The sequence below is a fragment of the Cribrihabitans neustonicus genome (assembly GCF_048820895.1).
Lineage (GTDB): Bacteria > Pseudomonadota > Alphaproteobacteria > Rhodobacterales > Rhodobacteraceae > Cribrihabitans_A > Cribrihabitans_A neustonicus.
Genome location: NZ_JBMERQ010000001.1, coordinates 757202 through 777288, shown reverse-complemented (window position 1 = coordinate 777288; position 20087 = coordinate 757202). Strand labels below are relative to the sequence as shown.

Here is a 20087-nt window from a genome sequence, read left to right as displayed (position 1 = left end):
GCAGGGTTGCGGTTCGCGCATGGCAGCCTTGCGGCACCTGTGCAAGGAATGTGATCCGGTTCACGCAAATCCCTGTAATCAGGCGGATTCTTGCAGGCGGAATTCCGCCGCAGGCAAAAATCCGCCGATCAATTCGGGCTGGATTTTGTCCGCGGGTTTCAACCCTCTTCTCTGCAAAAATGCACTGATAGCCCGGTGACGGGCCTAGGCTTCAGGGATGGAGAAGACCGCGGTCCGGCATGGAACAGGAGACTCAGAAAATGAGCACCAAATTTGCTGCAACCGTCAGCGCCTCGGCGCTGGCAGTGGCGCTTGCAGGCCCCGCCCTGGCGGGCCCCGAGTACACCAACGACACCGGCGGCAGCTTCCGCTGGTACGGCCACGTGAACCCCACCTTCCAGTCCTTCGACGACGGTGAAGCGGACTTCGGCCGCGTGGTCGACAACGAAGCCTCCAAGTCGCGGCTGGGCTTCTGGCTGAAACAGAGCTTTGGCGAGAACACCCTGCGCTTCAACTTCGAGACCGCGCTTGGCTTCCGCAGCTCGGACGGCGTGGACCAGTTCGGCACTGGCGACAACCTCGACTGGGACCGCACCGATATCCGCCACATCGACCTGCAGTTCGGCACCGCGCGATACGGCCGCTTTTCAGCCGGCCAGGGCTCGATGGCGGCTGACGGCATAACCGGCGCCGATTTCTCCGGCACCGGGCTTGGCGCCTCCAACTCAGTTGCGGATTCCGCGGGCGGCTACCAGTTCCGCCGTACCGACGGCGCGCTGAGCGGCATCGAGATCGGCGACGTCTTCTCCGATCTGGACGGCAGCCGCCTGGGCCGCGTCCGCTACGACTCCCCGGACCTCGCGGGCTTCACCCTGTCGGCCTCCTGGGGCACCGACATCCTGAAAGAGGATAACGACCGCGAGACCTATGACGCCGCCGTGCGCTATGGCCGCGAAGACGTTGCGGGCTTCGACTTCGACGCTGGCCTCGGCGCGTCCTGGACCGAAGAGACCGGCCGCGAAGACTACCGCGACATTTCCGGCTCCTTCGCGGTGCTGCACCGCGATACCGGCCTGTCGCTGAACCTCGCCGCGGGCGAGCGCGACATCGCGGGTGACTATGCCTACGCCAAGGTGGGTTACCAGGCGAACCTGATCTCCGCCGGCTCCACCGCCTTCTCCGTCGACTACTACGACGGCTCGGACATGAACACTGCAGGCGACAGCTCGGAATCCTGGGGTGTGGCCGCGGTGCAGAAGATCGACGCCTACAACGTCGAAACCTATGTCGCCTACCGCGAGTACTCCTATGAGGACACCAGCGGTGCCGACTACCAAGACGCGGACGTGATCCTGGCTGGCGCCCGCTGGAAGTTCTGATTTTCCCCTCCCTCGGGTATCAGAACGGAAACACGCCCCTTGCGGGCGTGTTTTCTTTTTTGGGGCGCAGAGTCCGCAGGCGCGGAACAAGGCCGAAGGCCGCCGCGCCGGCGATGCGCGGTTCGTGTTTCCGGGGCTAAACCAATGCAAAGCTGCCTATTTCCGCCGCAGGCGGGCAATGCCCCTTGCGCCGGGCGGCTGGGGCAAATAGAAGGCCCCAAATTGTCTGGGGGCGGAGCCTGCGCGCGCGCCCCGAATCTCTATGGGGAATAGGATGCAGGTCACCGAGACGCTGAACGAAGGTCTGAAACGCGGCTACGCCATCACCGTCACCGCTTCCGAGCTGGACGAGAAGGTCAACGAAAAGCTGGTCGAAGCGCAGCCGGAAATCGAAATGAAGGGTTTCCGCAAGGGCAAGGTCCCGATGGCGCTTCTGAAGAAACAGTTCGGCCAGCGCCTGATGGGCGAAGCGATGCAGGAAGCCATCGACGGTGCGATGAACAAGCACTTCGAGGAAAGCGGCGACCGTCCGGCGATGCAGCCGGAAGTCAAGATGACCAACGAAGACTGGAAAGAGGGCGACGACGTTGCCGTCGACCTGTCCTATGAAGCCCTGCCGGAAATTCCGGAAGTGGATTTCTCCGGCATCGAGCTGGAAAAGCTGGTGGTGAAGGCCGAGGACGAAGCGGTTGACGAGGCGCTCGCGAACCTGGCCGAGACCGCCAAGGAGTACGAGGCCCGCGAAGAGGGCGCCGCGGCCGAGGACGGCGATCAGGTCGTGATCGATTTCGTCGGCAAGGTTGACGGCGAAGCTTTCGAAGGCGGCGCAGGCGACGACTACCCGCTGGTGCTGGGCTCCAATTCCTTCATCCCCGGCTTCGAGGAGCAGCTGGTCGGCGTGAAGGCGGGCGAAGAGAAGGACGTGACCGTCTCCTTCCCCGAGGACTATCAGGCCGAGCATCTGGCGGGCAAGGAAGCCGTGTTCTCCTGCACCGTGAAGGAAGTGAAGGCGCCGAAAGCGGCCGAGATCGACGACGAGCTGGCGAAGAAATTCGGCTCTGACGATCTGGAAGCCCTGAAGGGCCAGATCCGCGAGCGTCTGGAAGCCGAATACGCCGGTGCCGCCCGCGCCGTGCTGAAGCGCGCGCTGCTGGACAAGCTGGACGATCTGGTCTCCTTCGACCTGCCGCCGTCGCTGGTCGATGCCGAGGCCAAGCAGATCGCGCACCAGCTGTGGCACGAGGAAAACCCGGAGGTGCAGGGCCACGACCACGGTGAGATCGAGCCGACCGAAGAGCACGTGAAGCTGGCCGAGCGCCGCGTGCGCCTCGGCCTGCTGCTCGCCGAGCTGGGCCAGAAAGCCGAGGTCGAGGTGACCGACGCCGAGATGACCCAGGCAATCATGCAGCAGGCGCGCCAGTACCCGGGCCAGGAACGCCAGTTCTTCGAGTTCATCCAGCAGAACGCCCAGATGCAGCAGCAGCTGCGGGCGCCGATCTTCGAAGACAAGGTCGTCGACCACATCGTCGAACAGGCGAAGGTGGAGGAGAAGGAAGTCTCCAAGGAAGACCTGCAAAAGGCTGTTGAGGCGCTGGAAGAGGAGTAAACCTCCTTCTGCCCGCTGTAGAGCTTACGGAAGGCCGCCCCCCGGGGCGGTCTTTTGCGTTTCCGTGCAGTAAGCGCGGAACCGTGCATCGACGGCGCGCGCGGAGGCGATCCGAATGGACTTGGCTGGCAGTTTATGTTGGCCGAGTCCGTAGACCCTGTCGAGGGCACCGCCCAGTCTCAGCCCAATCGCCGCCGCGTGGGCGCGCGCCGACGATGCGCGGCGGCCTTCGGCCTTGTTCCGCGCTGTGGAACAATCTTGGTACGTTACTGGGCTGTCCTCATGGGGGACCAGTCAGAGCACCAGCCGGTTCTGCAGCCAGAGGATCGAGGGGTAGGCCGCGAGCCAGATCCAGAAGAACCGGTTGAGTCCGAACAGGCAGGCATTGGCGAGGTGGAACAGCGCCGCAGTGAACAGCGCCAGCATCAGCGCCTCGCGGTGAAAGAGGGCCAAAGGAAACAGCAGTTCGAACAGCATCACCGCCCAGCTCATCGCGAACAGCAGGCCGGGGCGGGCGGCATAGCCGCGCAGGCCCTCGCTCACAGGGTAGGCGGAGTAGGCAAATACGTCCTGCAAGGCCCGGCCCGTGCGCCAATCAGGATTCATGATCTTGACCTGGCCGGAGATAAAGTAGGAGAGCACGAGCTGGGCCGCGAGATAGGCAAAGACGAGCTCTTGCCAGGGACGGGCGGGGAGCAGATGCGCGAGGGTCAGGCAGGTGAGGATCAGCAGGCTCATCTTGTCGCTGCCGCCGTTGTAGGGGCCTTGGAAACGGCGCAGGAGAGCCAGGCCCAGACCGCAGAGCGCCAGCAGCACAAATGGCGTGGCAACGCCGAGCAGTAGAAGCGCGCTGAGCAGCAGCCGGGGAAGGTGGAGCAGCTGCTCGTCCCTGCGGGCGGCCGCGTGTTCGGCGCTTTGCAGCAGGAAAGCAAAGGCCAGGAGCATCTCGGTTGCGCGCAGGGCGGTCTCGAAATTCAAGGCGCATCGTCCGTCAGCCGCCGCGGCGCCGAGATATAGGTGACCGCACACACCAAGGCGCCCTCCTGGCGGTCATGGAAGACCAGGCGGAATTGCAGATACGGCAGGATGTGTCCCGGCGGGCGGCGGTGCAGCTCCGCGGAAATGCGGCTGTGGATTTCCTCCGCAATGCGGGCAGAGGGGCTGGCGGTGAGGCGCTCGGCGCAGCTGACGAGAAACAGGCTCTCGTTCCAGCGCGGATTCCACAGCAGCCGCAGCGCCACGCGTAAAGCGCCGATCCGCTGCGGGCGGGGGCGGAATTCCTGCCAGTTGTCCGCGGGCTCATCCGGGCCGGGCAAGAGTGCCCATTCCAGCCGCGGCGAGGGCTCGACAGTCTTGAAGAAGCGCCAGGACGGCAGCAGCGCGGGCAGCAGGAGGGAGAGCAGGGAGGCCATGGCGCCAGTCTGCCCGGCAGCGGTTACAATTTGCCTAAACCGCCCTGGGCGGGGCTCGACGCCTGCGGGCCGGGGGGCTCCCGCCCGTCCGCGATGCGCCCGGACGGGCGCACCGTTGCCGGTTGGGCCGGGCAGCGCGCCTGCGGCGCGCTGCGGGTGGTTCAGGTTGCGCCAGCGCGCTCAGCGCAGGCCGGTTTCTTCTAGCATGCCGCGGCGCTTGGCTTCGTAATAATAGCCGCGCGAATAGTGCTTAACGGCCTGATCCTGGCTGCCATCGGCGAGGAGCCAGGCGCCGCGCAGGTATTTGACCGCATATTGCAGGTTGGTGCTGGGGTCCAGCAGCGCATCCGGCTTGCCCTCGAAGCCCATCGAACGGGCGGTGGCTGGCAGGATTTGCATCAGCCCGTAGTAGGGTCGGTTGACGGCCCAGGGGCGGTGGGTGCTCTCGCGGATGGCGAGTCGGTGGACCAGGCTGCGCGGGACCTCGTAATGATCGGCCCAGTGGTTGATTTCCTGGCGCAGCTCGGGGGTTTCGTTGGGAAAGAGCGGCGGATTGAAAGCGGCCCTTTGAACTTGGGGCGGTTCCGCCTGGGTGCCGCAGGCGGTAAGGACCGCGGCGGCAAGAAATAAGATGAGACTGATCCGGGGCGTCATGCGGGCTCCGCTGGTTGTTGCGTGCGGCGAGACTACCCAGCCTGGCGTCTCCTGCAACGGGCCGGTTTCCTTCGCCGGGGAAATCCGCGCAGCGGGAGCGGGGAATTGCCGGTCATCCCGCGTTATCAGCCGGTTTCGGGCGGATCGCTGCCATAGTTTGAATTTTCCTAAAATTATGAGTGTTAAGGAATTGTTTGTTGTGGTCGACCGCTACATGTTGGGGGTGCGCATTGAGGCAGAACAACCCTCAGGGCCGCATCCCCTCCCGCCTGGGGGTGGTGCGGCACCATCGGGCAGAAGGGGCCGCGGCTGTTTCCCAATTTTCCGCGGTCCCTTTCAGGCCCCTTCCGGCACTACCAGACGGGCGCTTGAGCGGACACCGGGCGCCTGCGGCTCTGCAGGCGATTCACCTGATGGCAGCGCCTGCCGCGGCGGTCCTGCCCACGCGGCCGTTGCAGATCTGCGCAGTCTGCGAGCGCAGCTGGCGGTGCGTGTGGGCGGCAATTGGAGCCAGCCTCTCGAGATCGGTGTGCACCAGGTTTTGGCCCAAGCTAGGGCACAGGCCGCCCTGCGGGCGAATTGGTTTCGCAGTGTTCAGGACGGCGCGCCGGGGCGTCCGGTTCCGCCGCGGCCAAAGCGGCGCGGGGCGGCGGCGAGCGCCGGGCCGCGGTGGCCATCGAAACGGGTGAATTCCGGTGTGAGCAGTGCTTTTGGCACGGCGTCGGTGACGGCTTCGCTCTGGTAGCGGGGCGCATCGAAATCAAAGCCGCGCAGCAGGCGCAGCAGCAAGCGCCGACGCAGAGCGGTTTCTTCGCGGTAAAGTGAAACGCGCATGGGTATCCCCTTCTCCTCTGCCCGTCAGTATCAATGATGGCGTGCGGAGAGCGGTTAACATGCTGCGCTGATCTGCTTAAAACTTGTGCCGGCTTTGCAAGCTGCTGGACGCGCAATGAAAAAGGCCGCCTGAAGCAGGCGGCCTTTTCCGGTTCTGCCAAATCCGGAACGGATCAGGCGTTTTCTTCGCTGTCGTCTCCGCCGGCGGCGGCCGGTGCCTCGTCCTCGTCGGAGGCGGCGGAACCGATGTCGTCGAACAGTTCGGAGATTTCGAACTCAGCAGCGGCTTCCTCTTCGGCGGCCAGCTCCTGGATCGACTTGCCGGACGCCTGCAGCTCGGCCTCTTCGGGCGAGCGGGCAACGTTCAGCTGAACGGTGACCATGACTTCCGGGTGCAGGTGCACCTCGGCTTCATGCAGGCCCAGAACCTTGATCGGCTCGCGGATGATGACCTGCTTGCGGTCAACCGAGAAGCCTTCTTCGGTGGCCACTTCGGCGGCGTCACGCGGGGTGACCGAGCCGTAGAGGTTGCCGCCGTCGGAAGCCTGGCGAATCAGGACGAACTGCTGGCCTTCCAGCTTTTCGCCAAGCGCTTCGGCTTCTTTCTTGGTTTCCAGGTTGCGCGCTTCCAGCTGGGCCTTCTGATCTTCGAAGGCCGCGATGTTGGCGTCGGAGGCGGTCTTTGCCTTGCCCTGCGGCAGCAGGTAGTTGCGCGCGTAGCCGGGCTTCACGTCAACGACTTCGCCCATCTGGCCGAGCTTTGCAACGCGTTCGAGAAGGATAACTTGCATCTGTCAGGTCTCCTTACTTCACAGCGTAGGGCAGCAGGGCGAGGAAGCGGGCGCGCTTGATTGCGCGGGCCAGCTCACGCTGCTTCTTGGCGGACACGGCGGTGATGCGCGAGGGCACGATCTTGCCGCGCTCGGAGATGTAGCGCTGCAGCAGACGGGTGTCCTTGTAGTCGATCTTCGGCGCGTTGTCGCCCGAGAACGGGCACACTTTGCGGCGGCGGAAAAACGGTTTGGCTGCCATGATTTAGCGTCCTTTTCTCAAGCGTTGATCAGCGGCGTTCGCGACGGCCGTCGCGTTCGTCGCGCTTCTGCATCTGGACCGAGGGGCCCTCGGCGTGCTCGTCGACCTTGATGGTCAGGACGCGCATCACGTCATCATGCAGGCGCATCAGGCGCTCCATTTCCTGGATCGCGCCGGCGGGGGCGTCGGTCTTCAGGAAGGCGTAGTGGCCCTTGCGGTTTTTGTTGATCTTGTAGGCCATGGTCTTCACGCCCCAGTACTCCTGGTCGACCAGCTTGCCGCCGTTGTCGGACAGAACAGCACCGAAGTGTTCGATGAGGCCTTCAGCTTGCGAGTTGGACAGGTCCTGACGCGCAATCATGACATGCTCATAGAGTGGCATGCGAACTCCTGTTTGTGTCTAGGCGCATTTCATAGACGGGGCGTCAAACACTTCCGCTGCCCTGTCACGAGAGTCTGCGCGGATCGAAAGATGCGCGGAAGCAGGGCCTCCCTATACAGGCTGGCGCGCAAAGAGCAAGGCGAATCCGGCTGGGCGCGGGAAGGGATGCGGCCGGGACAGGCAGCGGCATCACAACTGCGCGAGCAGCGGCGGGGCCAGCGCGCCCCGGGTTTTGTGTTTGCCTGCTCACAGTTAGTGTTGGTTTTTGCCGGCTTCCCAAACGCGGTGTCAGCCTGCACCTGTTGTCAAGAGAATATTAACGACGGAGCTTTCCCCCATGAAGAAGACCCTGCTTGCCGCTGCCGTGGCTGCTTTGGCCGCCACCGGCGCCACCGCTGAGCCGGAGAAATACGTGCTGGACCCGGGCCACAGCCAGATTCTGTTCAGCTATAACCACCTAGGCTATTCGACGACCTGGGGCATGTTCTCGGGTTTCGAGGGCGAGGTGATGTTCGACCAGGAAGACCCGGCCGCGTCCAGCGTGTCAGTATCGATGCCGCTGAAGTCGATGTTCACCGGCTGGGAAGGCCGCTTCGACCATTTCATGACCAAGGACTTCTTCGACGCCACCGACGATGAAACCGTTTCGTTCAAGTCGACCGGCATCGAGGTGACGGGAGACACCACCGCGAAGATCACCGGCGATCTGACGCTGAACGACGTGACCAAATCCGTGGTGCTGGATGCCAAGCTGAACAAGGCCGACCAGCACCCGATGGAGAATATCCCTTGGGCCGGCTTCGACGCCACCACCACGCTGCTGCGTTCGGATTACAACCTCGGCAAGTTTGCGCCCTTCGTGGGTGATGAGGTCGAGGTGAAGGTGTCGATCGAGGCCAAGAAGGCCGAGTAGTTCCGGCGCATCTGCTTTGAGAGTTTGACCGCCGGTCCAGTTGGACCGGCGGTTTTTTTGGTGGGGGCACGTATCACGCCGGTCAGCGTCCGCTCGTGCGGATGCGGTTTCCTGACCCTGTTTTGCCAGCCGCCGGCTTGGCGCGGGACTTCGCGATGACCTCTTGGCCCGCAAAAGGAACCAGCAGCGTCTATGGACACTTCCTTCTCAAGATGGGTTATCCGACCTGCGGCGGTTTAGCTTTCGGGAATGCTGCCCAGCCGGATCATGTCTGCGCTGACCTCACGAAATCCGGTGCGCCAAGCTCGTTCCAGCTCCTCAGTCATGTCATCGCCGAGGACCTGCCGCATGGTATCTACGAGCGCCTCCTCCATCGGTGCGAATTGGGCGCGGGTGACACCGATCGCGGCATGCATCCTGCCCAGCTCCGCCAGCTTCGCACTCAGCATTTGCGGTTTGTCCATCTCGTCCAGGATACGGCCCAGGGTGGACATGAACTTCATCCCCTGCGCTTCCAAATCTTCGCGGAACATTGCCTTGAGCTCCGGCGCGCGGCGGAACAGGGCTTCGTAGAAGTAGAGCGAATGCAGGTCCATCTCCTCATGAAGGCGGGCGTAGCTGTCGCGCAGCAGCTTCAGATCGTGGTTGGAGAGCGGCATGGCGTCCTCCTCCTCCTTCTGCCATGCCCTATTGTACCACCCCCTGCTTGGCGTATCGCCGCGCGAATCCGCGCGACGTTACAGAAATCCTGCTGCGGGCGAAAAGGTCGAAACGCTGCGAAAGGGGGCGGCCTGTGCTGCTGCCCGGCGCTGATTGGGGATTACTGCATGCGGGTGGCGTGCAGCTCCACTGTCACGGTGACCGCAAATGCCAGCGAGCTTTCATCCGGCAGACCCGCACCGATGCCGAAGTCCAGCCGGTTCAGTTCCATTGCACCCTGCATCCTTGCGCTGTCCCCGTCTAGATCGAGCGTAAAGGGCAGGGTAACGGGCACCGTCACGCCCTTGAGGGTGAGCGTGCCCTCGGCCTGGTAGCCCTCCTCAAGCTTCACGATATCGGCCTCGAAGGCGGCGGCCGGGTGATTGGCGGCGTCGAAGTAGTCGGCGCCCATCGCCTGCGCCGTGACGCTGCCGAGCTCCAGCGAGGGGATCGCCACGGAGACCGCCACATCCCCGGCCGGGCCTGGGGCGGCGGGCTCATCAAACCGGATGCGGGCGGTCCACTCCTCGAAGCTGCCGGTGACGGCGCTGCCCATCTGGATGACCTCGAGGCCAAGGCGCCCCTGTTCAACGCGCCAATTGGCGTCCTGGCTGGCACGCTGATCGCTGGCCACAACGGGCGCGGCGGTACCGGTGGCTTGGGTCGTCGCGAAGAGACCAAAACCCGCGCCGCCCGCCAGCACCGCACCCCAGACCGCAAGCGCCACCGCCAGCGGCGCCAGGCTGTGGCGCTGCGCCGGGGGCTGCGGCAAGGCGGCGCGGCCGGGCAGCATGCGCCGCAGGGTGGCATCGCGGTCGATCACGTGGTGTTTCAGCGCGCCGGCGATATGCAGCGCCAGCGCTGCCGCGAGGATCCAGACCAGCAGCCCGTGCAGGGTGGCGGCGGCATGCGCGAGGGCCTTGGACAGCGGCACGAAGGGCAGGCCCTGACCGAAGGGCCACCAGATCGGCGCAAAACCGGTGGTGGCGGCGTGGTAGGTCCAGCCAGTGAGCGGCACCATCACCAGCGAGCCGTAGAGCAGCCAGTGCACCGTTTCTGCCGCCAGCGCCTCGGCCTTGCGGTCCGGGTGCAGGAGGCTGGGCTTGGGCTGGCTCAGCGCCCAGAGGATGCGCAGCAGCGCGGTGAAGAAGACCGCGATGCCAAGGGTCTTGTGCAGCGAAAACAGAAACGTTGCCCGCTCGATCACAGCTTCGCTGCCGTCAAATCCGGGGCTCTGGATTTCCACCGCCAGTTCCTTGGCGAAATAGCCCAGGGGAAAGACGGTGAAGATCAGAAGGGCGGTCAGCCAGTGGAACCCCTTGGCGACGCTGCCGTAGGAAGAGGGCGTGTTGGAGCGGGGCATGGGCGCGGGTCCTTGTCCGAATTTCGCTTGCCCCGGACTCTAACCGCCGCCCTGCGGGTTGCAACGCCGGGAGCTGTCCGCCCGCGCACAGGCTTGGTGCGCGCCCCGGCTGCGCGGACGCTGTGCGCCGGCTGCGGGGCGCCAGCCGCGGGGGGCACCGGAGTGCGGGCTTTGCTTGTACGCAACGGAAAGGCCCGCTACATCAGGCCAAACGGTTCATCAGACGAGGTCACGCATGACAATCGCATTCGTGTTTCCCGGGCAGGGCGCCCAAACCATCGGCATGGGCAAGGCGCTGGCCGACGCCTACCCCGCGGCGCAGGCAGTGTTCGACGAGGTCGACGCGGCGCTGGGGGAGAAGCTGAGCCAGCTGATCTGGGAGGGCGATATCGAGACGCTGACCCTCACGCAGAACGCCCAGCCCGCGCTGATGGCTACGTCGCTGGCCGCGCTGCGGGCGCTCGAAGCCGAAGGCGTGAGCCTGGAGCAGGCGGCCTTCGTGGCCGGGCATTCGCTGGGGGAATATTCCGCGCTGGCCGCGGCGGGCGCGCTGTCGGTTGCCGATACCGCGCGGCTCCTGCGCACCCGCGGTCAGGCGATGCAGAACGCCGTTCCGGTCGGCGAGGGCGCTATGGCCGCGATCCTGGGTCTCGATCTCACAGCGGTGCGCGCGGTGGCTGAGGAGGCCGCACAGGGCGAGGTCTGCCAGGCCGCCAACGACAACGACCCCACCCAGGTGGTGGTTTCCGGCGCCAGGGCGGCGGTGGAGCGCGCCGCGGTAATTGCCAAGGAAAAGGGGGCCAAGCGCGCGGTGATGCTGCCGGTTTCCGCCCCTTTCCACTGTGCCCTGATGCAGCCCGCGGCGGACGCGATGGCCGAGGCGCTGGCGGGCGTGGATATCAAGGAGCCGGCAGTGCCGCTGATCGCCAATGTGCGGGCGGATACGGTGACGGACCCGGACGAAATCCGTGAGCTCCTGGTCGAACAAGTCACAGGCTCGGTGCGCTGGCGCGAGAGCGTGCAGGCGATGGCCGCCAAAGGCGTGACCGAGTTCTGGGAGATCGGCGCTGGCAAGGCGCTGTCGGGCATGATCCGCAAGATCGACCGATCGCTTGCCTGCCGCCAGGCGGGCACGCCGGAAGAGGTCCAGGCAGCGGCCGCAGGGTAACCGGAATTTTGCAAAAATTCCGGCCAGTTTCCGCGCCGGAAAACGGCGCCCGCGGCGGGCCGGAGCTTTGATAGAGGAAATGACATGTTTGATCTGACTGGCAAGACTGCGCTCATCACCGGCGCCTCGGGCGGCATCGGCGGCGATATTGCGCGCGCCCTGCACGCGGCTGGCGCCACCGTGGCGCTGTCCGGCACCCGGGAGGAGCCCCTGAAGGCGCTGGCCGAGGAACTGGGCGAACGCGCCCATGTGCTGCCCTGCAACCTTTCCGATGCGGAAGCCGTCGAGGCGCTGCCGAAGCAGGCTGCCGAAGCGATGGGCGGGGTCGACATCCTGGTCAACAACGCCGGCATCACCCGCGACAACCTGTTCATGCGCATGAAGGACGAGGAATGGGAGAGCGTGCTGAACGTGAATCTCACCTCCACCATGCGGCTGTGCCGCGGTGTGCTGCGCGGCATGATGAAGAAGCGCTGGGGGCGGATTATCAACATCTCCTCGGTCGTGGGCGCCACCGGCAACCCGGGCCAGGGCAACTATGCCGCCTCCAAGGCGGGCATGATCGGCATGTCCAAATCGCTTGCCTATGAGGTTGCCAACCGCGGCATCACCGTGAACGCCGTCGCCCCGGGATTCATCGCCACCGCGATGACCGGCAAGCTGACCGATGACCAGAAGAACGCGATCCTGAGCCAGATTCCGGCGGGGCGCATGGGGGATTCGAAGGAAATCGCCTCGGCCGTTCTGTATCTGGCCAGCAGTGAGGCCTCCTATGTGACCGGCACTACCCTGCATGTGAACGGCGGTATGGCGATGCTGTAGCGTACCGGGCGGAGGGGCCGCCCGCTCTGCGCGCATTACGCGCATTTGGCGCTTTGCCTTCAGACCGGGAAACCGGGCAAGGGCCTGAAAAGGCGCCGCTTTGAAAAAAATCTGGCCGCCCGTGGCAGCAACCGCTTGATTACCGTGCCCTTCCGGCGCTTGATGGCGGCAGCAGGCGGGCGGTCTGTCCTGCGCCACCGGTGCGAAACCGTTTGCCTCGGCTGCGGTCTATGCTATAGGCGGCGCGTATCGACGCCGGCATTCCTTTGCGGGAAGTGCCGGTCCCATTCCCGCCTGCGGGGATAACACCGCCCGCACGGGCACAACCACGCCGCCCGCACGGGCAAGGGCAGAACCGGGCAGAGTGCCCTGAAAAACGAGGAAGAGACATGAGCGACGTCGCAGATCGCGTTAAGAAGATCGTTGTTGAGCACCTGGGTGTCGAAGAAGAAAAAGTGACCGAAAACGCGTCCTTCATCGACGATCTCGGCGCCGACAGCCTGGATACCGTTGAGCTGGTCATGGCTTTCGAAGAAGAGTTCGGCATCGAGATCCCCGACGATGCAGCCGAAACCATCCAGACCTTTGGCGATGCAGTGAAGTTCATCAAAGAAGCTTCCTGAGCCAGTCACGGAAACGTGAATTCCTGAACGGCGTTTTCCTGCGGGGAAGCGCCGTTTTGCGTCGAGGGGGCGGGGCCAAAGCCGCGCATTCTGAGTGACAGGCGGCAGGATGTGGTATCCTGCACCTGGAGCAATCAGGAGAATTCCCCGCCATGATCATCTACCCCACAATGGAACTTCAGAACGGCCGCTGCGTGACGCTGGACAAGGGCCGTCTGGACGAGCCGGTAATCTGGCATGTGGACCCGGTGGAAACCGCCAAAAGCTTTGCCGCGGCCGGTGCGGAATGGATGCATCTGACCGATTTCAACGCGATTGAGGGCGATTACCGCAACGAGGAACTCATCACCCGGATTATCCGCGGAGCTGGCATTCCGGTGCAATTGGGCGGCGGCATGCGCTCGCGTGAGCATATTGAGCATTGGATCGACAAGGGTGCGGGCCGGATCGTGATCAGCACCCTGGCGGCACGCGACCCGCATATGGTCAAAGATCTTATCAATCACCATCCGGATCAGATCGTGCTGGCAGTCGATGTTTACCAGGGCCAGGTAATGACCGACGGATGGCGTCATTCCGGCGCGATCACGCCTGAAGACTTCATCGAGGCCTTCGACACGCTGCCGCTCGCCGGTATCCTTGTGACCGATATCGACAGCGACATGACCAGCGTCGAGGCCCAGCTGGGCCTGATCACGGGCCTTGCGCGCCACGCGCGCACGCCGGTGATCGCCAGCGGTGTGGTGCGCACTGCCGACGACATCTCCCGGCTGAAGTATGTCTACAACATCTCGGGCGCGCTGGTCGGCCGGGCCCTCTACCGGAAAACGCTGTCGCTCGCGAAGGCGCTGGAGGTAGCGCGGCCGGAGCCGGAGCACGTGGCCGAGTTCCAGTAACGCCCAAACTCCTCCGGGCCTGCCTGGAAGGCGGCTCCAGGGTGGCCCGGCAAAGCTTGTGACGCAAGAAGAGGACCCGGTGGCATACGCCGCCGGGTTTCTGCTTTTGCGCGGCCGCCGGGGAGAAGAGGCTGCACCGGAATGCAGAATTGTCCTGTGGCAGCGGGAACCGCGGGGTGGTGGACTGACGAAATCTCCTGCCTGCGGAGCGAAGCCTGCAGTCTTGCCTTAGCTCAACCCGGGAGTTGGCCCGGGAGTTGGCTTGGCGGCGGCAGCCTCGGCCGGATAGTCCTCCAAGAGCTTGTGCAGTTGCATCGGGTTGAACTCCTCGGCAAATTTGACGCCGAAGTAGTCCGGCGTGTGCCACATAACATGCGCTTCCTTGTGGTAGATGCTGAAGGTCAGCGCGACCTTGCCGCCAACGGACAAGGGACCGTCCGGGCGCACCTTGGCGCCGGCGCGGCTGATGTCGACCAGGCGCGCTGAGATCACGCTGCTGCCCGTGTTAACCACTACCGGCAGCGAGCACGTGTAGCGCTTGGTGCGGCGGATGCGGCGGATGCCGAGCCGGTCCAGGAAGTAGAGGATGCTGCCGCCCAGCACGATGAAGGAAACCCAGGCGATGCCCACGTTGATCATCTGGCGGCGCTGCTGGGCCTCGGCAGCGGCGACGGCCACCAGCTTGCTGCGCATGGTGGTTTGCTCGTTCGGATCGCAGGCCAGGTGTTCCACGCGCTTGCCGAATTTTTCCGCCACGGCATGGCCATTGACGCGGTCCACTGCTTCCAGTGCGGCCCTGCGGCCCTGGGCTTGGTGCACCCGCAGGAACTGCTGCTGCTGCTCCACCAGGGCCAGCGTTTCGTTCAAGACCGATTCCAGCCCGGCGGCGCGCATCCGCGGCTTCAACTCCGGCGCCGGGTTGCGGCTGATCCAGCGTTGCAGGCGCTGCGCCATCACCGGTTTTTCGCCGGTTTCCAGATAGTGGATATACCCCTTGGCGGTACGGTGCAGCAGCGAAAGATCGTGATGCAGCTCGCAGCCCGCGGCGGCCTGCCCGGCGGATATGGCAGCCAAAAGCAGCGCGGCAGATATTGCAAGCCATCGGCGCATGACTCGGTTTGTCCCTTGTTTCCCGTGCTGCGGAGTATGACGCAGAGGTGCAAATGCGCAGTTAACGGTGACCCAGCCGCGCGGGGCGCAATTTCCTGCAACCGCAGGGGAGGCAGCATCTGGATAGGGTATTTGGCTGGCAGGGTGATGAGAGGTTAATTGCGGGCTGGGGAAATCATTGGCCCAGAACCCCAGCCCGCTTCGGCGCCTTGTGAGGAAAAGCCGCCTGATCCATTGAACGGAGTGACCTCAACTTGAGGGAGAGGTGTTAATGAAATGCTCCCGCTCTGTAATATTTCCGCAAAACCGGACGCAGGCCATGCTTTCCCCTGCGCGGTGCCGCCTGCTCTTGCACCTTCCGGGTAATCCAAGCTATTTGGTCGGACGGATTGCCGAGGCGAAGGAGAGCATGGAATGCGGCGAGTAGTTGTCACCGGACTGGGCCTGGTCACCCCTCTGGCCAGCGGTGTCGAGGAATCCTGGTCCCGGATTCTCGACGGCCAGTCAGGCGCCGGGCCGATCACCCTGTTTGATGCGGAGGCCAGCGGCGTCAGCACGACCTATGCATGCGAAGTTCCGCGGGGCGACGGCAGCAGCGGCACATTCAATCCCGACGATTGGGTTGCCAAGAAAGATCAGAAGAAGATCGACGACTTCATTCTCTATGGCATTGCAGCTGCCGAGATGGCCGTGCGCGATGCGGGCTGGACGCCCGAGGATGAGCAGGGCCGCCTGCGTACCGGCGTGATGATCGGCTCCGGCATCGGCGGGCTCAGCTCCATCGCGGACACTGCTGTGCTGATCAAGGAAAAGGGCCCGCGCCGCGTGTCGCCCTTCTTCATTCCCGGCGCCCTGATCAATCTGATTTCGGGCCAGGTGTCGATCCGCTTCGGATTCAAGGGGCCGAACCACTCGGTGGTTACCGCCTGTTCGACCGGCGCCCACGCGATTGGCGACGCGGCGCGGCTGATCAAGTCAGGTGATGCGGACGTGATGATCGCGGGCGGCGCCGAGGCGGCGATCTGCGAAATCGGGATCGCAGGCTTTAATGCCTGCAAGGCGCTGTCGACCAAGTACGCGGATGATCCGAAAAAAGCATCGCGCCCCTATGACACGGACCGCGACGGCTTTGTGATGGGCGAGGGCGCGGGCATCGTGGTGCTGGAAGATTACGAGCACGCCAAGGCCCGCGGCGCCAAGATCTACGCTGAGGTGCTGGGCTACGGCCTGTCGGGCGATGCCTACCACATTACCGCGCCTTCCGAGGACGGCGAAGGCGGCGAGCGTTCGATGCGCGCGGCGCTGGCCAATGCGGGTCTGGAACCGTCGGCCATCGATTACATCAACGCGCATGGCACCTCGACCATGGCCGACACCATCGAGCTGGGTGCGGTGGAGCGCTTGCTGGGCAACCATGCGGCCAACGTCACCATGTCCTCGACCAAATCGGCGACCGGCCACCTGCTGGGCGCGGCCGGCGCGATCGAAGCGATCTTCTCGATCCTGGCAATCCGCGACCAGGTGGCGCCGCCGACCATTAACCTGGATAACCCGGCGGTGGAAACTCCGGTTGACCTGGCGCCCAACCAGAAGCGTGAGCGCAAGATCGACGTAGCGCTCTCCAACTCCTTCGGCTTTGGCGGCACCAACGCGTCGGTGATCTTCGGGAAGGCCAGCTGATGTGGCGCAGCCTCGCCTCCAATATGCTGACTGTCCTGGTGGTGGTGCTGTTCCTTCTGGGCGGGGTCATTCTCTGGGGCCAGTCGCAGTATACTTCTGAAGGGCCGCTTGAGACGGCGATCTGCCTGCGTGTGGAGCGGGGCTCCAACATGACACGGGTGAGCCGCGACCTGGCGGCCCAGGACGCGGTGACCTCTGGCACCCTGTTCCGGCTTGGCGCGCGTTACAGCGAAAAGACCGGCCAGCTGAAGGCGGGCAGCTACTTGGTCGAGGCCGGCGCCTCGATGGAGGAGATCGTCGATCAGATCACTCAATCCGGCGCCTCCACCTGCGGCACCGAGGTGGTCTATCAGGTGGGCGTCACGCGGACCCAGGCAGTGGTGCGCACGCTGGACCCGGCTACGAACCAGTTCGAAAAGACCGCGGAGTTCCTGATTGGCGAGGAGGAGACCCCGGAGGAATACGCGGAGACCCGCCAGGACCCTGACACCCGCTACCGTATCGCGCTCGCCGAGGGCGTGACCAGCTGGCAGGTGGTCGATTCACTGAAGGCCATCGACGTGCTGGCTGGAGAAACCGGCGAGCGTCCGGCTGAAGGCATGCTGGCGCCCGACAGCTACGAGGTCACTCCGGGTACCGAACGCGCCGCAGTGCTGGCTGAGATGCAAACGCGCCAGAAGCTGCGCATCAGCGCGGCCTGGGAAAGCCGGTCGCCGGATGCGGTGGTTCAGACGCCGGAGGAAATGCTGATCCTGGCTTCTATCATCGAGAAGGAAACCGGCGTCCCTGAGGAACGCGGCATGGTGGCCTCGGTCTTCGCCAACCGGCTCAAGCGCGGTATGCGGCTGCAGACCGACCCGACGGTCATCTACGGCGTGACCCGCGGCGAGGGCGTGCTGGGGCGCGGGCTGCGGCAGAGCGAGCTGCGCAAGGCAACGCCCTGGAACACCTACGTGATCGAGGGGCTTCCGCCGACACCGATTGCCAACCCCGGGATGGCCAGCCTGGAGGCAGCGGTGAATCCGGTTGAGAGCGACTACGTTTACTTTGTCGCGGACGGCACCGGTGGCCATGCCTTTGCTGAAACGCTGGATGAGCACAACCGTAACGTCGCCAAGTGGCGCCAGATCGAGGCGGAACAGGCTAACAACTGATCTGCCGACTGAAACGGTTTGAGGAAAGGGCGCTGCGGCGCCCTTTCTTGTTTCAGCCTGCGGGGGGCCGCACGGCGCATAATTACGGTAACTCCGGCCCGCTTTCCGATGCGGAAGACGGCCCGCCTGGTCCACTGTTGCGCTGGAGACGTGCGGTCAAGGCCCCGGCTTGTTTGATTTTTCCTGCCATTCATGCTGAGATCGGTAAGCAGCTGGAAGAATTACGGGCAGTCGCGGGCCAGGGCCTGCCAGCCGCCTTTCTTTCTCTCGTGCGGGATGACGCATGAGGCAGACACCACACCATGACAGATCACGAGACCGGGACCGCCCGAACAGGACAGGTCCAGTTTACCGCCGATCTCCTGCGATCGCTGCAGGAGTCGATCCACTTGCTGCGCAATGACGCGGAAGCCTTGCGCAGCCGGCTTCGTGCGGAGGAGGCCGAAGAGTCCTCTGCCGTGAAAAGCCAGGTCGCAAAGCTCGACCCGCTGATCCGTGATTGCCAGAAAGTGGAGAAACTCCTTGCCGAACAAAGCGCCGATTTCGCCCGCCTGCAAAACAAAGGCCACGAGCTGGACCTCGCCGCCGCAAAACGGGAGATCGAAGGCCGCCTGGCTCGCCTTCGCGCCGCGTTCCCTTCGGCAGCGCTTCCTGAATGAGCTGCCGGAACGGGCGCTGATCGCGCTGCCCTATCTGTTTGGGCTCTGGGCATTGCCGCATCAGGAAGCGCCCGGCGGTGACTGGCGGGCCTGGGTGATCCTGGGCGGCCGCGGCGCGGGGAAAACGCGGGCCGGGGCGGAATGGGTGCGCGGTCAGGTGGAAGGGCCACGGCCAAAGGATGCGGGCCGGGCCCGCCGGGTGGCGCTGGTGGGGGAGACCTATGACCAGGTGCGCGACGTGATGGTGCAGGGCGACAGCGGCATCCTCGCCTGCGCGCCGCCCGACCGCCGGCCGGTCTGGAAGGCGGGCGAGCGGCGGCTGATTTGGCCCAATGGCGCCACCGCGCAGGCGTTCTCGGCGCATGATCCGGAGGCCCTGCGCGGCCCGCAGTTCGACGCGGCCTGGGTGGATGAGCTGGCCAAGTGGAAGAAGGGGCGGGAGACCTGGGACATGCTCCAGTTCGCGCTGCGCTTGGGGCGGGACCCGCGGGTCTGCGTCACCACCACGCCGCGCAACGTGCAGGTGCTGAAGGACCTGCTGGCCGCGCCCTCCACCGTGCAGAGCCACGCGCCGACCGAGGCCAACAGGGCGAACCTCGCACCCTCTTTCATCACCGAGATGCGGGCGCGCTACGCCGGTTCGCGGCTGGGGCGGCAGGAGCTGGACGGGGTGCTGCTTGCGGATGTGGAGGGGGCGCTGTGGTCTTCAGGCCAGCTGGCGGGGCTGCACGTGGCGGAGGCGCCGCCGCTTGACCGGGTAGTGATCGCGGTGGACCCGGCGGTGAGCGCGGGCAAGGCGTCCGACGCCTGCGGGATCATCGCGGCCGGGGCGGTGACCACGGGGCCGCCGCAGGATTGGCGCGCCTATGTGCTGGCCGACCGGACTGTGCAAGGGGTGGGGCCGCTCACCTGGGCGCGGGCTGCGATTGCGGCCCGCGAAGTCTATGGCGCGGACCGGCTGGTGGCCGAGGTCAACCAGGGCGGCTCGCTGGTGGAGAGTGTCTTGCGCCAAGCCGACCCGCTGGTGCCGTTCCGGGCACTGCATGCGTCCCGCGGCAAGTCGGCTCGGGCGGAGCCCGTCGCGGCGCTTTATGAGCAGGGACGGGTCCGGCACCTGCCCGGTCTCGGGGATCTCGAGGACCAGATGTGCCAGATGACGCCGCAGGGCTACCGGGGGCAGGGTTCGCCCGACAGGCTCGATGCCTTGGTCTGGGCGCTGCATGAGCTGATCATTGCGCCTGCCGCCCACCAGAAGATGCCGCGGGCAAGGATGCTGTAGCGCCCTGCTGGAAAATCGCTGTCAATGCTGCCGCCCGCTTCCCGCGGGCGGTTTTCTGTCTAGGACGCATGGAAGTTGGATCCCGCGCGGGACAAGGCCCAAGGCCGCCGCGCATCGCCGGCGCGCACCCACGCGGCGGCGATTTAGCTGAGGCTTGCTGCTCTCCCGAGAGTGTCTACGGACTTGGCGAGTATAAACTGCCAGCCACTCCGGTCCGGATTGCCCCCGCGCGCGCCGGAGATGCGCGGCTCTCCACTCGCGGTCAGGTCGGAATCTGACCGCCGGATTTCCGTGAAATGGAAATTTTATCAAGGGCTTGATGGCTGGTGTTGCGCCGCCTGCGCGCGGGGCTGAGGGCAGATCTTCACAGGCCTCTGGCATCACTGTTGCCAGCAAAAGGCGCACCCCGACACGGAACGCCG

General features: G+C 64.9%; 21 protein-coding genes. 11 read left to right on the top strand and 10 right to left on the bottom strand.

Going from position 1 to position 20087, the window contains the following annotated elements; all coding sequences use genetic code 11:
* Positions 1-260: 260 nt before the first annotated feature.
* Together ACOHWE_RS03710 and tig are read left to right on the top strand one after the other, a co-directional pair.
* Complete coding sequence (locus ACOHWE_RS03710; RefSeq protein ID WP_420664206.1) at positions 261-1379, top strand: porin; 1119 nt, start codon at positions 261-263, stop codon at positions 1377-1379.
* A 274-nt stretch (positions 1380-1653) separates the two neighbouring features.
* On the top strand, positions 1654-2985 hold the full coding sequence (tig, locus tag ACOHWE_RS03705) for a trigger factor (RefSeq protein ID WP_420664204.1): 1332 nt from the start codon (positions 1654-1656) through the stop codon (positions 2983-2985).
* Positions 2986-3279: 294 nt separating this feature from the next.
* On the opposite strand, the gene ACOHWE_RS03700 is transcribed toward tig, so the two are convergent.
* The 7 genes from ACOHWE_RS03700 to rpsF form a co-directional block, all read right to left on the bottom strand.
* Positions 3280-3963 (bottom strand): HTTM domain-containing protein, encoded by a 684-nt coding sequence (locus ACOHWE_RS03700; RefSeq protein ID WP_420664201.1) that lies wholly within the window; start codon positions 3961-3963, stop codon positions 3280-3282.
* Complete coding sequence (locus tag ACOHWE_RS03695; RefSeq protein WP_420664200.1) at positions 3960-4397, bottom strand: hypothetical protein; 438 nt, start codon at positions 4395-4397, stop codon at positions 3960-3962. The genes ACOHWE_RS03700 and ACOHWE_RS03695 overlap by 4 nt, the downstream gene beginning before the upstream one ends.
* 180 nt (positions 4398-4577) lie before the next feature.
* Complete coding sequence (locus ACOHWE_RS03690; protein WP_420664199.1) at positions 4578-5051, bottom strand: transglycosylase SLT domain-containing protein; 474 nt, start codon at positions 5049-5051, stop codon at positions 4578-4580.
* 594 nt (positions 5052-5645) lie between these two features.
* Complete coding sequence (locus ACOHWE_RS03685) at positions 5646-5885, bottom strand: hypothetical protein (RefSeq protein WP_420664197.1); 240 nt, start codon at positions 5883-5885, stop codon at positions 5646-5648.
* A gap of 173 nt (positions 5886-6058) precedes the next feature.
* Positions 6059-6676, bottom strand: a complete 618-nt coding sequence (gene rplI / locus ACOHWE_RS03680) for a 50S ribosomal protein L9 (protein ID WP_420664195.1) — start codon at positions 6674-6676, stop codon at positions 6059-6061.
* A 13-nt stretch (positions 6677-6689) separates the two neighbouring features.
* Positions 6690-6917, bottom strand: coding sequence for a 30S ribosomal protein S18 (gene rpsR / locus ACOHWE_RS03675; protein ID WP_005982441.1), 228 nt, complete (start codon positions 6915-6917; stop codon positions 6690-6692).
* A 28-nt stretch (positions 6918-6945) separates the two neighbouring features.
* Positions 6946-7299, bottom strand: coding sequence for a 30S ribosomal protein S6 (gene rpsF, locus ACOHWE_RS03670; RefSeq protein WP_420664191.1), 354 nt, complete (start codon positions 7297-7299; stop codon positions 6946-6948).
* Between the two features lie 337 nt (positions 7300-7636).
* Here rpsF and ACOHWE_RS03665 point away from each other — a divergent pair, with 337 nt between their 5' ends.
* Positions 7637-8212, top strand: a complete 576-nt coding sequence (locus ACOHWE_RS03665) for a YceI family protein (RefSeq protein WP_420664189.1) — start codon at positions 7637-7639, stop codon at positions 8210-8212.
* Positions 8213-8448: 236 nt separating this feature from the next.
* Here the strand turns inward: ACOHWE_RS03665 and ACOHWE_RS03660 are convergent, their stop codons facing one another.
* The gene (locus ACOHWE_RS03660) at positions 8449-8871 is read right to left on the bottom strand and encodes a globin domain-containing protein (protein WP_420664187.1); all 423 of its coding nucleotides are present in this window, start codon (positions 8869-8871) and stop codon (positions 8449-8451) included.
* 161 nt (positions 8872-9032) lie between these two features.
* Complete coding sequence (locus ACOHWE_RS03655; RefSeq protein ID WP_420664185.1) at positions 9033-10274, bottom strand: cytochrome b/b6 domain-containing protein; 1242 nt, start codon at positions 10272-10274, stop codon at positions 9033-9035.
* Positions 10275-10509: 235 nt separating this feature from the next.
* On the opposite strand from ACOHWE_RS03655, the gene fabD reads away from it, so the two are divergent.
* The 4 genes from fabD (at position 10510) to ACOHWE_RS03635 (ending at position 13783) form a co-directional block, all read left to right on the top strand.
* Complete coding sequence (gene fabD / locus ACOHWE_RS03650; RefSeq protein WP_420664184.1) at positions 10510-11442, top strand: ACP S-malonyltransferase; 933 nt, start codon at positions 10510-10512, stop codon at positions 11440-11442.
* Between the two features lie 84 nt (positions 11443-11526).
* Entirely contained in the window at positions 11527-12264 is a 738-nt protein-coding gene (gene fabG, locus ACOHWE_RS03645; RefSeq protein WP_420664182.1) for a 3-oxoacyl-[acyl-carrier-protein] reductase, read from the top strand.
* Between the two features lie 389 nt (positions 12265-12653).
* Entirely contained in the window at positions 12654-12887 is a 234-nt protein-coding gene (locus ACOHWE_RS03640; RefSeq protein WP_088632595.1) for an acyl carrier protein, read from the top strand.
* A gap of 152 nt (positions 12888-13039) precedes the next feature.
* Complete coding sequence (locus tag ACOHWE_RS03635; protein WP_420664180.1) at positions 13040-13783, top strand: 1-(5-phosphoribosyl)-5-[(5-phosphoribosylamino)methylideneamino]imidazole-4-carboxamide isomerase; 744 nt, start codon at positions 13040-13042, stop codon at positions 13781-13783.
* 228 nt (positions 13784-14011) lie between these two features.
* Here ACOHWE_RS03635 and ACOHWE_RS03630 read toward each other — a convergent pair whose 3' ends face one another.
* Positions 14012-14857 (bottom strand): PilZ domain-containing protein, encoded by an 846-nt coding sequence (locus tag ACOHWE_RS03630; protein ID WP_420664178.1) that lies wholly within the window; start codon positions 14855-14857, stop codon positions 14012-14014.
* A gap of 450 nt (positions 14858-15307) precedes the next feature.
* Here ACOHWE_RS03630 and fabF point away from each other — a divergent pair, with 450 nt between their 5' ends.
* The 4 genes from fabF to ACOHWE_RS03610 all read left to right on the top strand — a co-directional run bounded on the left by fabF (position 15308) and on the right by ACOHWE_RS03610 (position 19665).
* Positions 15308-16573, top strand: a complete 1266-nt coding sequence (gene fabF / locus ACOHWE_RS03625; protein ID WP_420664177.1) for a beta-ketoacyl-ACP synthase II — start codon at positions 15308-15310, stop codon at positions 16571-16573.
* Complete coding sequence (mltG, locus tag ACOHWE_RS03620) at positions 16573-17727, top strand: endolytic transglycosylase MltG (protein ID WP_420664175.1); 1155 nt, start codon at positions 16573-16575, stop codon at positions 17725-17727. The genes fabF and mltG overlap by 1 nt, the downstream gene beginning before the upstream one ends.
* A 302-nt stretch (positions 17728-18029) precedes the next feature.
* The gene (locus tag ACOHWE_RS03615; protein WP_420664174.1) at positions 18030-18386 is read left to right on the top strand and encodes a recombinase; all 357 of its coding nucleotides are present in this window, start codon (positions 18030-18032) and stop codon (positions 18384-18386) included.
* Positions 18379-19665 carry a DNA-packaging protein gene (locus ACOHWE_RS03610; RefSeq protein WP_420664678.1) on the top strand — a complete coding sequence of 429 codons (1287 nt, stop codon included), beginning with the start codon at positions 18379-18381 and terminating at the stop codon, positions 19663-19665. Before ACOHWE_RS03615 ends, ACOHWE_RS03610 begins: the two co-directional genes overlap by 8 nt.
* The last annotated feature ends 422 nt before the right edge of the window (positions 19666-20087 follow it).